This window comes from Streptomyces sp. NPDC034043 (genome assembly GCF_055575675.1).
Genome location: NZ_JBVISF010000002.1, coordinates 260,377 through 276,448, shown reverse-complemented (window position 1 = coordinate 276,448; position 16,072 = coordinate 260,377). Strand labels below are relative to the sequence as shown.

The 16,072-nt window shown below is 73.8% G+C and carries 13 protein-coding genes; 8 read left to right on the top strand and 5 right to left on the bottom strand.

The genetic code is table 11. From position 1 onward, the window contains the following. The first annotated feature begins 102 nt into the window (after positions 1-102). Positions 103-2,301: a putative bifunctional diguanylate cyclase/phosphodiesterase gene (locus ACZ51S_RS05925; protein ID WP_468960193.1), complete on the top strand. Its 2,199-nt coding sequence runs from the start codon at positions 103-105 to the stop codon at positions 2,299-2,301. A 105-nt stretch (positions 2,302-2,406) separates the two neighbouring features. On the opposite strand, the gene ACZ51S_RS05920 is transcribed toward ACZ51S_RS05925, so the two are convergent. Then, positions 2,407-3,474 (bottom strand): FAD-dependent monooxygenase, encoded by a 1,068-nt coding sequence (locus ACZ51S_RS05920; RefSeq protein ID WP_468959871.1) that lies wholly within the window; start codon positions 3,472-3,474, stop codon positions 2,407-2,409. Positions 3,475-3,607: 133 nt separating this feature from the next. Between ACZ51S_RS05920 and ACZ51S_RS05915 the strand changes: the two genes are divergently transcribed. Beyond that, positions 3,608-4,258, top strand: a complete 651-nt coding sequence (locus ACZ51S_RS05915) for a TetR/AcrR family transcriptional regulator (RefSeq protein WP_468474888.1) — start codon at positions 3,608-3,610, stop codon at positions 4,256-4,258. Positions 4,259-4,309: 51 nt separating this feature from the next. Next, positions 4,310-5,812 carry a class I adenylate-forming enzyme family protein gene (locus ACZ51S_RS05910; protein WP_468959868.1) on the top strand — a complete coding sequence of 501 codons (1,503 nt, stop codon included), beginning with the start codon at positions 4,310-4,312 and terminating at the stop codon, positions 5,810-5,812. Positions 5,813-5,879: 67 nt separating this feature from the next. Here the strand turns inward: ACZ51S_RS05910 and ACZ51S_RS05905 are convergent, their stop codons facing one another. Continuing rightward, entirely contained in the window at positions 5,880-6,422 is a 543-nt protein-coding gene (locus ACZ51S_RS05905) for a GNAT family N-acetyltransferase (protein WP_468474693.1), read from the bottom strand. A gap of 228 nt (positions 6,423-6,650) precedes the next feature. Beyond that, positions 6,651-7,529 carry a LysR family transcriptional regulator gene (locus ACZ51S_RS05900; RefSeq protein ID WP_468474694.1) on the bottom strand — a complete coding sequence of 293 codons (879 nt, stop codon included), beginning with the start codon at positions 7,527-7,529 and terminating at the stop codon, positions 6,651-6,653. A 95-nt stretch (positions 7,530-7,624) separates the two neighbouring features. Between ACZ51S_RS05900 and ACZ51S_RS05895 the strand changes: the two genes are divergently transcribed. From ACZ51S_RS05895 to ACZ51S_RS05880, 4 genes are all read left to right on the top strand, one after another. Continuing rightward, on the top strand, positions 7,625-8,329 hold the full coding sequence (locus ACZ51S_RS05895) for a succinate dehydrogenase (RefSeq protein ID WP_468474695.1): 705 nt from the start codon (positions 7,625-7,627) through the stop codon (positions 8,327-8,329). 2 nt (positions 8,330-8,331) lie between these two features. Further along, the gene (locus ACZ51S_RS05890) at positions 8,332-10,293 is read left to right on the top strand and encodes a fumarate reductase/succinate dehydrogenase flavoprotein subunit (protein WP_468959866.1); all 1,962 of its coding nucleotides are present in this window, start codon (positions 8,332-8,334) and stop codon (positions 10,291-10,293) included. After that, on the top strand, positions 10,290-11,030 hold the full coding sequence (locus ACZ51S_RS05885; protein ID WP_467884526.1) for a succinate dehydrogenase/fumarate reductase iron-sulfur subunit: 741 nt from the start codon (positions 10,290-10,292) through the stop codon (positions 11,028-11,030). Before ACZ51S_RS05890 ends, ACZ51S_RS05885 begins: the two co-directional genes overlap by 4 nt. Positions 11,031-11,239: 209 nt before the next feature. Then, entirely contained in the window at positions 11,240-11,905 is a 666-nt protein-coding gene (locus ACZ51S_RS05880; RefSeq protein WP_468959864.1) for a hypothetical protein, read from the top strand. 16 nt (positions 11,906-11,921) lie between these two features. Here the strand turns inward: ACZ51S_RS05880 and ACZ51S_RS05875 are convergent, their stop codons facing one another. Continuing rightward, complete coding sequence (locus tag ACZ51S_RS05875; RefSeq protein WP_468959862.1) at positions 11,922-14,336, bottom strand: ATP-binding cassette domain-containing protein; 2,415 nt, start codon at positions 14,334-14,336, stop codon at positions 11,922-11,924. A 140-nt stretch (positions 14,337-14,476) separates the two neighbouring features. Then, positions 14,477-15,469, bottom strand: a complete 993-nt coding sequence (locus ACZ51S_RS05870) for an MsnO8 family LLM class oxidoreductase (RefSeq protein ID WP_468474699.1) — start codon at positions 15,467-15,469, stop codon at positions 14,477-14,479. Positions 15,470-15,555: 86 nt separating this feature from the next. Here ACZ51S_RS05870 and ACZ51S_RS05865 point away from each other — a divergent pair, with 86 nt between their 5' ends. After that, positions 15,556-16,050, top strand: coding sequence for a phosphatase domain-containing protein (locus ACZ51S_RS05865; protein ID WP_468474700.1), 495 nt, complete (start codon positions 15,556-15,558; stop codon positions 16,048-16,050). The last annotated feature ends 22 nt before the right edge of the window (positions 16,051-16,072 follow it).

Genomic DNA, 16,072 nt, shown 5'->3' with positions numbered 1-16,072 from the left:
GCTGTGCCCGGCCCGGCCGGCCCCGGTGCTGCCGGGGCGGCGCCCGCCGGGCGGCCGGGGTCCGCTCAGGGCCGCCCTGCGGCCACCGCCCCGCCGGCCGGCCTGCAGGAGGGCCGTGCGCCGCTGCGCGAGCCGCGCAGCGGGCTGGAGGACCGCATCGCCCGCTTCGCCACCATCTGGGGCCGGGCCATCTTCCCCGTCACCGCGACGTCCCTGACCCGCCCCGAGTTCGAACAGCACCTCGTGCCCCTCGCCCGGACCCTGACCGAGGCCCTGCACGCCCGTCCCTTCGACGCGTCCGTCGCGCAGCGCGTGGGCGCCGAGCTCGTCGCCGTGCACTGCACCGACCCGGAGGCGCTCGCCGGCACGCTCGGGGTGGTCGAGTCCTACCTGGTGCTCTACTGCGGCCCCGAAGGGCCCGACGGCGCCGGCACGGACAGCACCGAGGAGTACCGGTCCCGCTGCGCCCGGCTCCAGCACGGCATCGCCGCCGGCTTCGCCCGCGCCCTGCGCGAGCGCACCCTGCGGGAGCAGGAGGCCATCGCCCGTTCCGCGCTGACGGCCCGCAGCGACGCCCAGCAGGCCCTGCACGCCAGCGAGGAACGCTTCCGGGCGGTCTTCGAGGGAGCGGCCGTCGGCATCGGCATCGCCGACCTGGAGGGCAACGTCCTCGAGGTCAACGACGCCCTGCTGAAGATGTTCGGCGGCCTGGAGGGCCACGTTCGCAGCCGGAACGTCAGCGAATGGGGCCACCCCGACGACACCCCGCACGTCTGGCGGATGTACGGGGAACTCGTCCGCGGGGAACGCGAGCACTACCGCGTCGAGAAGCCCTACTACCGGCACGACGGCACCGTGCTGTGGACCAACCTGACGGTGTCCCTGCTGCGCGACGCCGACGGCGTGCCCCAATACCAGCTGGCCCTGATGGAGGACACCACCGAACGCCGGCTCCTCAACCTCCGGCTGCGCTACGAGGCCACCCACGACGCCCTCACCGGGCTGCCCAACCGGACGCTCTTCTTCGAGCGGCTGGAGAAGGCGCTGGGAGGCGCCCCCGGCAGCCGCTTCGGCCTGTGCTACCTGGACCTCGACGGCTTCAAGGCGGTCAACGACAGCCTCGGCCACTCGGCGGGGGACCGGCTGCTGGTGGAGGTCGCCGACCGGCTGCAGAGCTGCGCCACCGGACCGGGCGAGGTCGTGGCCCGCCTCGGCGGCGACGAGTTCGTGGCCCTCACCACGGGGCCCGCCGCCGGCACGGACGAGGATCCCGGGGACAAGGTGACCGACCTGGCGGTGCGCATCCTGTCGGCGCTGTCCACCCCCATCCGGCTGGAGGGCCGGGAGCTGTCGGTGCGCGGCAGCATCGGCATCGTCGAGGGCCGCGCGGGGGAGCGCACCCCGGCGGAGGTGCTGCGCAGCGCGGACATCACCATGTACCGGGCCAAGGCGGCCGGCGGCAACCGCTTCGAGTTCGCGGACGCGGAGGCGGACGCCCGCGCCATCACCCGGCACGGCCTGACCAACGCCCTGCCGGCGGCGCTGGAACGCGGCGAGTTCTTCATCGAGTACCAGCCCCTGGTGCACATGCACGACGGCAGCGTCCACGGCGCGGAGGCGCTGGTGCGCTGGTCGCACCCCCAGTACGGGGTGCTCGGCCCGGACCGCTTCATCCCGCTCGCCGAACGCACCGGGCTGATCGTGCCGCTCGGCCGCTGGGTGCTGGAGGAGTCCGTCCGACAGGCCCGCAACTGGCAGCGCCAGCACGGCGGGGCCGCCCTGCGCGTCAACGTCAACCTCTCGCCGACCCAGCTCCACCATCCCGGTCTGGTCGCCGACACCGTCCGCGTGCTGGAGACCTTCGGGCTGGCTCCGGGCGCCCTGTGCCTGGAGGTCACCGAATCGGCGCTGATCGGCGCCGACGACGAGCTCCTCGAACCGCTGCGCCGGCTCGCCGCGCTCGGCGTGGACATCGCCCTCGACGACTTCGGCACCGGCTACTCGAACCTGGCCAACCTGCGCCGTCTCCCCGTGAGCGTCCTGAAACTGGACCGCTCCTTCACCCAGGGGATGCAGCAGCAGCCGGCCAACCCCGTCGACGTCAAGATCGTGGAGGGCATCGTCGCCCTGGCCCACAGCCTCGAACTGGCGGTCACGGTCGAGGGGGTGGAGACCGGCGTCCAGGCGGCTCAGCTCCGTGCCCTCGGCTGCGACACCGCCCAGGGCTGGTACTACGCCCGCCCCGGGGCCCCGGACCGGATCCACGCCCTCACCCTCTCGGACGCCGTCCCCACCCTCTGAACCGGGACCCGGCCGGCGCCGTCCCGGCCGGCCCCGGCGAGGGTGCCGCCGGACCCGCCGGACCCGCCGGCCCGGCCGGGGTTGCGCCCGGCGGGGCCGCCCGGATCAGCCCATGCCGGCCTCCGTTCCCCGGCCGGGCTCGCGCACCGCGGCCATGACCCGCCGGTGCCGCTCGGAGGTGTCCGCCAGCACCCGCGCTGCCGCCGGCAGTCGCTCGGCCTCGTACACGTCGAGCACCTGAGCCCCGGCTTCCCCGGTGAGGGCCGCGCCCAGAGTCCGGCCGAGGACCACCGCGTCCTGGATGCCGGTGTTCATTCCGAGCCCGCCGGCCACGGAGTGGACATGGGCGGCGTCCCCGGCGAGGAAGGCCCGGCCCTCGCGCAGCCGTGTGGCCATGCGGACGTTGACCCGCCAGGTGGAGAGCCAGGTCGCCCGGGTCAGCCGTATGCCCCCCATCCGGGCGTGCCGGTCGAAGAGCCGCTGGAAGCCCTCCAGCGACGGCGGCACCGGCGCGCCGTCCTCGTCGAGCTCCGGCGAGGCCTGGAGCTGGAACGACGGCGTCCCCGGTATCGGACAGAGCATCACGGCCCCGCCGTCCGAGGTGAACCACTGGTGCCAGCGGTCCCGGCTCAGCCCCGGGGCCTCGACGTCACCGATCACCATCAGCTGGGTCTCGTCCGTGGTCCCCTCGAAGGGGATGCCGAGGAGCTTGCGGGTCGTGCTGTGGCCGCCGTCGCATCCGGCGAGGTACCCGGCGCGGATCGAGCGGCCGTCCGCCAGCCGTGCGGTGAGCCCCTCCGCGTCCTGGTCGATCCCGGTGACCCGGGCGTCGTACTCGACGTGGACGCCGAGGGCGGAGAGGTGCTCGCGCAGGATCCCCTCGATCTGCCACTGGCCGATGAAGAGGCCGCCCCCGGAGGGGGTGTCGTTGACGTACGCGCCGTCGAAGTACTTGCGCAGCACCAGCCCCCGGATGCCCGCTGCGGACAGCCGCTCGCCCAGACCGAGTCCGGCGAGGACCTCGAGGCTTTCCGGGTTGAGGCCCTTGCCGCGGGATTCGCGGTGCGGGCCGGGTCGCTGGTCGAGCACACGGACCGGGATGCCCCGGCGGGTGAGGTCGCAGGCAAGGGTGAGTCCGGTGGGGCCGGAGCCCGCGATCAGTACGTCGGTCATCGGAATGTCCTCTCGTCCTTCGGTGCCCTCGGTGGGTCGATGGCTCAAGGAAAGCGCGACCCGGGCAAAAATGCAACCCGGTCACGATATTGACTTGGTTGTTCTTTCGTGTCACGCTGGAGACATGGAGAACATGACGGATGCGCCCACGGGGCTGCGCGAGACGAAGAAACTGCGGACGAAGAACCAGCTGGCGGCCACCGCGCTCGAGCTCTTCCTGGAGCGCGGCTTCGACGCCGTGTCGGTGGCCGACGTCGCCGCCGCGGCCGAGGTCTCCAAACCCACCCTGTTCCGGTATTTTCCGAGCAAGGAGGACCTGGTGCTGGACCGGTTCGCCGACCACCAGGACGAGGCGGCGCGCATCGTGCGCGACCGTCCGGCGGGCCTGACCCCGGTCCGGGCGGTCCACGAGCACTTCCTGGCCGCTCTCGCCGAGCGGGACCCGATCACCGGGCTCTGCGACCACCCGAACGTCCTCGCGTTCCAGGGGCTGCTGTACTCGACCGCCAGCCTGGAGACCCGGCTCGCCCACTACACGGCGCGCGAGGTGGAACTGCTCGCGGCGGTCCTGGAGGCGGAAGAGATCCCCCCGTTCACCGCCCGGCTGGCGGCCCGGCACCTGGTGACCGTCCGACAGGAGCTGGGCCGGGAGAACTGGCACCGGCTCTCGGCGGGGCAGAGCGCCGACGAGGCATACCCGGCCGCCGCCGCCGAAGCCGACCGTGCCTTCGCCATGCTGGCCGACGGACTCGACCGGACCCTCGGGCCGCTCATACCCTCCTGACGCCGGCGCACGGGATCGCCGGTGACTCGAATCGCGGAGGCGGGAGCGCGCATGGGCGCCAGGTATGTCACCGAGCTGATCGGGGCGTTGGAGCGGTACGGGGACCGGTCGGCGATCGGGGCCGGGGCGGTCGTCCTGCGGTTCTCCGAAGTGCTGGACACGGTGTACCGGCTGGCCGGGGCGCTGGAGGAGGCCGGTGTCCGGCGGGGCGCAGGGTTGGCCTGCGTGACGGGCGGCAACCGGCCGGAGGCGCTCCTCGTGCGGATCGCGGCGCACGTGCTGGGCGCGCGGCTCACCCAGGTCGTGGGCGGTCCGGCCGTGCACGGCGTGGACTTCATACTGCGGGACTGCCGGCCGGCCCTGGTGGTGCACGACGTCCCGGTGCCGGAGACCGGTGCCCCGCGGCTCCGCCTGGACCGGCTGCTCGCGGCGGCGGCCGAACGGGAGGCCGCCGAAGTGCCGGCACGTGCGAGGGAGGAGGACCTCGCCCGCGTGATGTACACCGGCGGGACCACGGGCCGCCCCAAGGGTGTGGCCTCGACCTTCGGCGCGCTGGCCGCGCGGGACAGCGGCCGCGGGGCCCGGTGGACCGAGTCGGTGTACCTCTCGGTCACCACCCTGGCCCAGCGCTCCGGCGGGCGGTGCCTGGAGCAGCTGCGGGCCGGCGGCAGGGTGGAGATCCTCGATCCGTTCGAGCCGCGGGAGTTCGCGGCCGCCTGCCGGCGCCTGGGGCGGGTGTCCACGTACCTGACGCCGCCGATGCTCTACCGGCTGCTGGACGACCCGGCGACCGCCCAGGGGATTCCGGGACTCGAGGCGGTCTCGTACGGCGCCTCGCCCATCCTCCCCGCACGTCTGGGTGAGGCCGTGACCCGATGGGGCGTGAAGTGGCGGCAGGGCTACGGGATGAACGAGGCGGGGGTGATCTGCCGGCTCACCCCCGCCGACCACGACGCGGCGGTGGCCGGCCGGCCCGAGCTGCTGGCGTCGGCGGGGCGGCCCGCGTCCGGGGTGGAGCTCCAGGTGCGGGACGAGCGGGGCGGCGTACTGCCCCCCGGACACAGAGGAGAGGTGTGGGTCCGCTCGGGGACGGTGATGGCCGGCTACTGGAACCAGCCCGACCTGACGGCCGAAGTCCTGCGTGAGGGATGGCTGCGCACCGGGGACGTCGGGCACGTCGGCGAGGGCGGGTACCTCTACCTCGACGACCGGGTCAAGGACATGGTCATCGTCAACGGAGCCAACATCTACTGCCTGCCCGTCGAAGCGTCCCTCGCACGGCATCCCGCCGTGGCGCAGGCGGTGGTGGTCGGGCGTCCCAGCCCGGTCACCGGCGAGGAGCTGTGCGCCTTCCTGGTCCCGGTCCCCAGCCGTGAGCCGAGCGGGACGTCCGCGGCCGAGGCCTGTGATCTGGTGGAGCGGGAGCTGGCCCCGGCGCACCGGCCGACCACCGTGTTCTGGGAACGGGAGATCCCGCTGACCGACCGGGGCAAGCCCGACAAGCAGTGCCTGCGACGGCGCGCCGCGACCGCGTCGTCCCCGCCACCCGCATGACCCGAGAGGGCATGGGGAAGCTCCGGCGGAGCAGGGCCGGCCCGGCCGTGGTCCGCCGGACGCCGTCCTATCGCCGCGCGTGCTGCTTCCAGTCGTGGACGAGGAGCCCGAGCACCACCTCGTCCAGGAACTCTCCCAGAACCCAGGCCGAGGAGCGCAGCACGCCCTCCCGTACGAAACCGTTGCGCTCGGCGGAGCGCAGCATCGCGGCGTTGTCCGACAGCGTCTCGATCTGCAGCCGGTGCAGGCCGCGCACGACGAAGCCGTAGTGGCACAGCACCGCGACCACGTCGGTGCCGTAGCCCTTGCCCCGGCAGGACGGAAGCAGTCCCAGCCCGATGTGCGCGGACCGGCTGTGGTTGTCGATGCCCCACAGCGTCGCGGTGCCGACCAGGGTGCCGCCGTCCAGCTCCACCACGGAGAACTGGACGCTTCCCTCCCTCGTGTCGTCCACCACGAGCCGCGGATCCTTCGAGCCGGGCGTGATCGGCCGCCACGGCCCGCCTTCGGCCCGGGAGGAGTTGACCACGTCGTCGTAGAGCTCGGCCCGCAGGACCGGGATGTCATCGTCGTACCGGGCCCGGAGCCCGACCTTGCTGCCTATGAGCATAGGAGCTTCCTATCCGGCCGGACCGGCAGGCGGCAAACCATTAACCGCCGGCAAACCAATGAGCGGCCCCCCCGGCGGGGTTGCGCGCGGCGGCGGCCCCTGCGCCCGCCGTCCCGCGCGAGCCACCTGCGCCCGCCGTCCCGCGCGAGCCACCTGCGCCCGCCGTGCCGCGCGAGCCATCTGCCGCGCGCCCCGCGCGAGCCGCCCGCCGCCCGCCGGGGGACCGTCTCAGCCGACCAGGATCCGCTTCAGTTCCCGGGCCGCGCGCGGGGGCGCGACGTCCGTACGGTGGGCCAGGGCGATGGTGCGGCGCAGCGGGGAGCCGGCCAGGGGGGTGGCGCGCAGGCCCGGGCCGGCGTGGTCCACGACCATGGCCGGGACCACCGCGATGCCCAGCCCGGCGCGTACGAAGCCCAGCACCGCGTCCATCTCCCCGCCCTCCACGGTGAACACCGGCTCGAAGCCCGCCGCCCGGCACGCCCCCACCGTCAGGTCCCGCAGGTCGTAGCCGTGGCGGAACATCACCATCGGCTCCTCGCGCAGGTCGGCGATGGTCAGCTCCCCGCCGCCCGCCGGGGGCGGGAGGTCCGCGGACGACACCACCACCAGGTCCTCGGTGAGCAGTTCCACCGTGGTCAGGGCGGGCGCCGACGGCGGCAGCGGCAGCGCGATCAGAGCCAGGTCCAGCACCCCGCGCGCGAGTTCGCGTACCAGGTCCAGCGAGCCGCTCTCCTCGATCAGCAGCTCGATGCCCGGATGGGCCGCGTGGAAGGCGCGCAGCACGGCCGGCAGCAGGCCCGTGCACACGCTCGGCGTCGCCCCCAGCCGCACCCGGCCCCGCCGCAGCTGCGCCAGCTCCTGCACCTCCAGCCGTGCCGTGTCCGCGTCCGCCAGGATGCGCCGTGCCAGCGGCAGCAGCGCCTCGCCCGCGTCGGTCAGCGCGATGTTGCCGCGCGCCCGGCTGAACAGTTCGGCGCCGAGCTCGCGCTCCAGCGCCTTGATCTGCTGGGACAGCGACGGCTGGGCCACGTGCTCGCGCTCGGCGGCGCGCGTGAAGTGCCGGGTCTCGGCGACGGCCACGAAATAGACCAGCTGCTGGAACTGCATGCCCCCCAGGCTACCGCCCACCATAGGCTGTGCCTATCGCGATCAGCTCCACCATGTCTTGGACCTCTCGGGACCTTCGTCCTTACGGTCATTCCATGGCTCTGGCAACGCGGACGGCACGACGGCCGTCCACCACGCGCACGCTCTGGGACTCCACCGTCGGCAAGAAGTCCGTGATGGCCGCATCAGGCCTGGTCATGCTCGGCTACCTCGTCGTGCACATGCTCGGCAACCTCAAGATCTTCTTCGGGGCGGACGAGTTCAACGGCTACGCCCACTGGCTGCGCACCCTCGGCTCCCCTTTCCTGCACCACGAGTGGGCCCTGTGGATCGTCCGCGTGATCCTGGTCGCGGCCGTCGTCGCGCACGCCGTCTGCGCCTACCAGCTCAGCCGCCGCGACATCAGGGCGCGCCCCGTCAAGTACGCCCGCAAGCGCCGCCGGGCCGGCTACGCCACCCGCACCATGCGCTGGGGCGGCGTCATCCTCGGCCTCTTCATCGTCTGGCACCTCCTCGACCTCACCACGCTCACCGTCAACGAGCGCGCCTGGGCCGGCCACCCCTACGAGAACGTCCTCTCGACCTTCTCCACCTGGTACGGCAACACCATCTACATCGTGGCGATGACGGCACTCGGCCTGCACGTGCGCCACGGCTTCTGGAGCGCCGCCCAGACCCTCGGCGCGGGCAACGCCCGGCGCGACCGGGCGCTGAAGTCCCTGGCCAACGTCCTGGCCCTCGTCCTCTTCGCGGGCTTCGTGTCCGTGCCCCTCGCCGTCATGACCGGAGTGGTGAGCTGACCATGAGCACCGAGTATCCCGCCTACACCACCGGAGCCCCCGTCCGCGACCCCAAGGCCCCCCAGGGCCCGATCGCCGAACGCTGGGACCGCCGCCGCTTCGAGGCGAAGCTGGTCAACCCGGCCAACCGCCGCAAGCACACCGTGATCGTCGTCGGCACCGGCCTGGCGGGCGGTGCCGCCGGCGCGACCCTCGCCGAGCAGGGCTACCACGTGGTCCAGTTCTGCTTCAGCGATTCCCCGCGCCGCGCCCACTCCATCGCCGCACAGGGCGGCATCAACGCCGCCAAGAACTACCGCAACGACGGGGACTCCGTACACCGGCTCTTCTACGACACCGTCAAGGGCGGCGACTTCCGTGCCCGCGAGTCCAACGTCCACCGCCTCGCCCAGATCTCCGTCGAGATCATCGACCAGTGCGTGGCCCAGGGCGTCCCCTTCGCCCGCGAGTACGGCGGCCTCCTCGACACCCGCTCCTTCGGCGGCGTCCAGGTCTCCCGCACCTTCTACGCCCGTGGCCAGACCGGCCAGCAGCTGCTGCTCGGCGCCTACCAGGCGCTGTCCCGGCAGATCGCCGCCGGCAACGTGGAGATGCACGCCCGTACCGAGATGCTCGACCTGATCACCGTCGACGGGGTGGCGCGCGGCATCGTCGCCCGGGACCTGATCACCGGCAGGATCGACACGTACTACGCGGACGCGGTGGTCCTGGCGAGCGGAGGTTACGGCAACGTCTTCTACCTCTCCACCAACGCCATGAACTCCAACGCGACCGCCGTCTGGCGGGCGCACCGGCGCGGCGCCTACTTCGCGAACCCCTGCTTCACCCAGATCCACCCCACCTGCATCCCGCGCACCGGCGACCACCAGTCCAAGCTCACCCTGATGAGCGAGTCCCTGCGCAACGACGGCCGCATCTGGGTCCCCAAGGCCAAGGGCGACACCCGCCCCGCCGCCGAGATCCCCGAGGCCGAACGCGACTACTACCTGGAGCGGATCTACCCCTCCTTCGGCAACCTGGTCCCGCGCGACATCGCCTCCCGCGCCGCGAAGAACGTCTGCGACGAGGGCCGCGGCGTCGGCCCCGGCGGCCAGGGCGTCTACCTCGACTTCGCCGACGCCATCCGCCGCATGGGCCGGGACAAGGTCGCCGAGAAGTACGGCAACCTCTTCGAGATGTACGAGCGGATCACCGCGGAGGACCCGTACGAGGTCCCGATGCGGATCTACCCGGCCGTCCACTACACGATGGGCGGGCTGTGGGTCGACTACGACCTCCAGACCACCGTCCCCGGCCTGTTCGCGATCGGTGAGGCCAACTTCTCCGACCACGGGGCCAACCGCCTCGGCGCCTCCGCGCTGATGCAGGGCCTCGGCGACGGCTACTTCGTCCTCCCCTCCACCATCAGCGACTACCTCGCCCGCCGCACGGCCGGGGAGGGCACCGGCGCGGTCGACGACACCCACCCCGAGGCGCGGGAAGCCGTACGCGAGACCCGCGAGCGGCTCGAACGGCTGCTGGCCGTCGACGGCGACCGCACCCCCGACTCCTTCCACCGGGAGATCGGCGAACTCATGTGGGAGTACTGCGGGATGGCCCGCACCGAGGAAGGCCTGCGCAAGGCCCTCGCCCGCATCCCGGAGATCCGCGAGGAGTTCTGGCGGCGGATCAAGGTCCCCGGCAGCGGCGAGGAGTTCAACCAGTCGCTGGAGAAGGCCAACCGCATCGTCGACTACCTCGAACTCGCCGAGCTGATGTGCCTCGACGCCCTCCACCGCGCCGAGTCCTGCGGCGGCCACTTCCGCGAGGAGTCCCAGACCCCGGACGGCGAAGCCGCCCGCCGCGACGAGGAGTTCGGCTACGTCGCCGCCTGGGAGTACGCCGGCACCGGCGCCGCGCCCGTCCTGCACAAGGAAGACCTCGTCTTCGAGTACGTCCACCCCACCCAGCGGAGCTACGCATGAAGCTCACCCTGCGCGTCTGGCGCCAGCAGAACGCCGACGCCCCCGGCGCCATGGCCTCCTACGAGGTCGACGGCATTTCGAAGGACATGTCCTTCCTGGAGATGCTCGACACGCTCAACGAGGACCTCATCCTGCGCGGCGAGGACCCGGTCGCCTTCGACCACGACTGCCGGGAGGGCATCTGCGGCGCGTGCAGTCTCGTCATCAACGGTGACGCCCACGGCCCCGAACGGACCACCACCTGCCAGCTCCACATGCGGTCCTTCGACGACGGCGACACCATCGACGTCGAACCGTGGCGCGCCTCGGCCTTCCCCGTGGTCAAGGACCTCGTGGTGGACCGCAGCGCCTTCGACCGCATCATCCAGGCCGGCGGCTACATCACCGCGCCGACCGGCTCCGCCCCCGAGGCGCACGCCACGGCCGTGCCCAAGCCGGCCGCCGACCACGCCTTCGAGCACGCCGAGTGCATCGGCTGCGGCGCGTGCGTGGCGGCCTGCCCCAACGGCTCCGCGATGCTGTTCACCTCAGCCAAGATCAACCACCTGAACGTGCTCCCGCAGGGCTCGCCCGAGCGCGAGACGCGGGTGCTGGACATGGTGGCGCAGATGGACGGCGAGGGATTCGGCGGCTGCACCCTGACGGGAGAATGCGCGACGGCCTGCCCCAAGGGCATTCCGCTGCCGTCGATCGCAGCGATGAACAAGGAGTGGCTGCGGGCCCTGCGCAAGGCCTGACGCTCCCTGCGGCGGGGCGGCGGCCGCGCCCGTGTGCCGCCCAGCCCCCGCAGGAGCCCGGCCCCGGACCGCGAATCCCGGCCCGGGCCCCTGCCCCCGCCCCCGGCCTGGGCCGATCGGCTGACCCGCTCCGCCGACCGGGCGCTCGTACAGCCGGTACGCCGCGCCGCGCCCCGGCCCGGTCCGGCGCGTGGGGTTCAGTGGACCCCATGCCCCACGCCCCCGCCGGGTCCGGACCGCGCCGCCGCACCGCGCTGGCCGCCGCCCTCGCCTGCCTGGCGCCGGCCGGCTGCACGGCGCGCGACAATGCCACCCGCCACAGGGCGCCCCGCCCCGCCCCCGGCGGGCAGGCCCCCGGCAAGGACGCCCTCGTGATGGTGATCCGGCACGCGGAGAAGCCGTACCCCGGAGCCACCGGCGAGGACGACGAGGGCAACGAGGACCCCGGCTTCCTCGCCGGACGCGGCCGCCGCCGCGCCGACGAGCTGCCCCGGCTCTTCGGCCCCGCCCACAGTGCCCGGCTGCCCCGGCCCGCCGCGCTGTTCGCGACCGGCGGGCCGGAATCCGCCCCCGCCCGGTGCAGGCAGACCCTGGCGCCCCTGGCCGCCGCCCTGCGGGTCCCCGTAAACGCGCGGTACGCCCTCGGAGCCGAAACAGACCTGGCCCGGGCCGCGTTGGAGGCCCGGACACCCGTCCTCGTGTGCTGGGAGCCCGCCGGGATCCCCCGCCTGGTCCGCGCCCTCGGCGCCCACCGGGTCCTCGGCGTGCCCGCCGTCTGGCCCGACCGCTACGACCTCGTCTGGACCCTGACCCGCACCCGCGGCGCATGGGCCTTCCGCGAACTGCCGCAGGACCTCCTGCCCGGAGACGCCTGATCCGCCCCGGAGCCCCCTACAGACCCAGCACCCGCGCCAGGTAGGGGGCCGTGCGGGCGTCCGGCGAGGCGGCCACCGCCGGGGGCGGACCGGCGGCCGTGATCCGGCCGCCCTCCGCGCCGCCGCCCGGCCCCAGGTCGATGACCCAGTCCGCCCCCGCCACCACCTCCATGTCGTGCTCCACGACCACCACCGAGTGCCCCGCGTCCACCAGCCCGTGCAACTGCCGCAGCAGAACCCGCACATCGGCCGGATGCAGCCCCGTCGTCGGCTCGTCCAGCAGGTACAGGGTGTGGTCGCGGCGCAGCCGCTGGAGCTCCGTCGCCAGCTTGATGCGCTGCGCCTCCCCGCCCGACAGTTCCGTCGCCGGCTGCCCCAGCCGCAGGTAGCCCAGGCCGATGTCCTCCAGCGCCCGCAGGCTGCGCGCCGCGGCCGGGACCTCCGCGAAGAAGCCCGACGCCGCCTCCACCGTCAGACCCAGCACCTCCGCGATGTTCAGCCCCGCGTAACGCACCTCCAGCGTCTCGGGGTTGTACCGGGCGCCCCCGCAGTCCGGGCACGGGGCGTACGTGCGGGGCAGGAAGAGCAGCTCCACCGAGACGAAGCCCTCGCCCTGGCAGGTCTCGCAGCGCCCGCCCGGCACGTTGAAGGAGAACCGGCCGGCCTTCCAGCCGCGCTCCCTGGACTCCGGAGCGGCCGTGAAGAGCCTGCGCACGACGTCGAACAGGCCGGTGTACGTGGCCAGGTTGGAGCGGGGCGTCCGCCCGATCGGCTTCTGGTCCACCTCCACCAGCCGCCGCACCGGGAAGTCCGCCTCCCCGAGCCGCCCGGTGACCTCGCCCGCCAGCACCTGCCCCACCAGCGTGGACTTCCCCGAACCGGACACCCCCGTCACCGCCGTGAACACCCCCAGCGGGAACTCCACGTCCACACCGCGCAGGTTGTGCCGGTCGGCGCCCGTCAGCCGGACGGCACCGGAGGCCGCGCGCGGGGGCCGATCCCGGCCCCGGGGCGCGGCGGGAGCGAACAGGTGCCGTGCCGTCGCCGACTCCGCGACGGCGGCCAGCTCCCCGGGCGGCCCGCTGTACAGCACCCGTCCGCCGTGCTCCCCGGCCAGCGGCCCCACGTCCACCACCCAGTCCGCGCGGCGCACCACGTCCAGCTGGTGCTCCACGACGAAGACGGTGTTCCCCGCCCGCTTCAGCCGCTCCAGAACGCCGAGCAGCGCCTCGGTGTCCGCCGGGTGCAGCCCCGCCGACGGTTCGTCCAGTACGTACACCACCCCGAACAGCCCCGAGCGCAGCTGGGTCGCCAGCCGCAGCCGCTGGAGTTCGCCCGCCGAGAGGCTGGGCGCCGTCCGGTCCAGGCTCAGATAGCCGAGCCCCAGCTCCGCCACGGGCGCGATCCGCGCCCGGAGGTCCCCGGCCAGCACCCGCGCCGCCTCACCCTCCAGCGGAGCCGTGGCCAGCAGGCGGTCCAGGTCGCTCAGTGCCAGCGCCGCCGTCTCCGCGATCGTCCGGCCCGCGAACGTCACCGCCAGCGCCTCCGGCCGCAGCCTGCGCCCCGCGCACGCCGGACACGGGGCGTCGGTGAGGAACTTCTCCGCGCGCGCCCGCAGGGTGGCGCTCTTGGTGTCGGCGAACGTCCGCATCACATAGCGGTGGGCGCTCGTGTACGTGCCATGGTAAGGCCGTTGGATCCGGTCGGCATCGCGCACCGGATGCACGGTGACCACGGGCTGCTCCTCCGTGAACAGGATCCACTCCCGGTCCTCCGCCGGCAGCTCCCGCCAGGGCCGGTCCACGTCGTGGCCGAGCACCTCGAGGATGTCGCGCAGGTTCTTGCCCTGCCACGCTCCCGGCCAGGCCGCGATGGCTCCTTGACGGATCGACAGGTCCGGGTCGGGTACGAGGAGTTCCTCGCTGGTGCGGTGGATCCGGCCCAGCCCGTGGCAGGAGGGGCAGGCGCCGGCCGCCGTGTTGGGGGAGAAGGCGTCGGAGTCGAGCCGCTCGGCGCCCGGGGGATAGGTTCCGGCCCGCGAGTACAGCATCCGCAGGGAGTTGGAGAGCAGGGTCACCGTCCCCACCGAGGACCGCGAGCCCGGAGCGGAACGGCGCTGCTCCAGGGAGACGGCGGGCGGCAGCCCGGTCACCGAGTCGACCTTCGGGGCGCCGATCTGGTGGATCAGCCGCCGGGCGTACGGGGCGACCGACTCGAAGTAGCGCCGCTGGGCCTCGGCGTAGAGGGTGCCGAAGGCCAGGGAGCTCTTCCCGGAGCCGGACACACCGGTGAAGACGGTCAGGGTGTCGCGCGGGATGTCCACGTCGACCCCCCGCAGGTTGTGCTCCCGGGCACCGCGTACCCGTACGCAGGGGTCGGGGGCGGCGTCGGGCCGTTCGGGCCCGGAGGGCGCATCGGGGGAGTGGTGCATTCGTCCCAGTTTAGGGGCCCTTCGGGGCTGAGGGTGCACGACCCGGCGCCGGAGGCCGGCCGGCGGGCCGGGGCCCGCCGCCTGTTGGGCAGGGAGTTCCGCCACCCGGTCCGGACGAGCCGACCCGGCCGGCTCCGTGTCTAGCCCAGCCCGCCGATCCGGGCCAGCCGGGTGAAGGAGTCCAGCAGGGCGGTCCGGTCGTACGTGGAGGTGGTGACCAGGAGCTCGTCCGCACCCGTGGTCTCCGCGACCTCGGCCAGCGCGGCGGCGACCTGATCGGCGGTACCGGCGATGTGCCCGGCGAGGCCTCCCTCGTACAGCTCCCGCTCCTTCGGGGCCATCTCCAGCGCCGCGACCTCCTCGGCCGGGCGCAACGGCGGGAAACTGCCCCGGGTCCGCGAGAGCGCGAGGGCCCAGGCCTCCGGCCGCAGCATTCGCCGGGCGGCCTCCTCGGTGGCGGCGACCGCGACCGTCCCCGAGACCACCACGTACGGCTCCGCCGCCCACGCGGACGGCCGGAACTCCTCCCGGTACCGGCGCACCGCCTCGGTGACCTTGGCGCGGCCCCGCAGGTCTCCGACCACCACCGGGAGTCCGGCCCGGGCGGCGATCCCCGCGCCGTTCCCCGTGGCCAGCACGAAGGGCGGGATCCGCAGCCCCTCCGCCGGGCGGGCGTGCACCTCGGGGTGGACCCGCTGGCTGCCGTCGATCCACCCCAGCAGCTCGGCCAGCTGCTCCTCGAAGCGGTCGGCGTCGGCGGTGTCACGGCCCAGGGCCCGCCGGATGCCGCCGGTGAAGCCGACCGAGCGGCCGAGCCCCATGTCGATCCGGCCGGGGAACAGGGCTTCCAGGACCCCGAACTGCTCGGCGACGACCAGCGGCTGGTGGTTGGGCAGCATCACCCCGCCGGTTCCGACCCGGATCCGCCGGGTGGCGGCGGCCACGGCGGCGGCCAGCACGGTGGGCGCGGAACCGGCGACCCCGGGCACGCTGTGGTGCTCCGACACCCAGAAGCGGTGGTAGCCCAGCTCGTCCGCCGCGCGGGCCAGCTCCACGGTGTCCCGCAGGGCCTCCGGGGCGGTGTGCCCCTCGCGGGTGCGGGACCGGTCGAGTATCGAGACTTTTGGGATCACAGAGGTCTCAACGCGCGGCGGCGGGAGGCATTCCCCGCCGGTGCGCTGGCCGGTGCGCTGTCGGAGGCGGGACCTAGGCTGCGTACATGACCAAGACCGCATCCCGTCGGCCGCTGGCCGTCTTCGACATCGACAACACCCTCGCGGACACGAGTCACCGCCAGCACTTCCTGGAGGGCCGGCCCCGCGACTGGGCGGGCTTCTTCGGCGCGGCCCCCGCCGATCCGCCGCTCGCCCGGGGCGTGGCGCTGGCGGTGGAGAGCGCGGCCGACTGCGAGGTGGTGTACCTGACCGGCAGGCCCGAGCGCTACCGGGCCGACACCGCCGACTGGCTGTCCCGGCACGGGCTGCCCGAGGGCCGGGTGTGGATGCGCGGCGACCAGGACCGGCGCCCGGCCAGGCTGACCAAGCTGGACGTGCTCAGGCGCATCGCCCGCGACCGCGAGGTGCGGGTCCTCGTCGACGACGACGAGCTCGTCTGCGACGCCGCCCGGGCGGCCGGTTTCCGGGTGCTGCTGGCGGACTGGGCCGCGGACGCGCCGGAGCTGAAGCAGGCGCAGGAGGGCGAGGGCCGCACCTGACCGGCTCTTGTCCGTAGCCCAG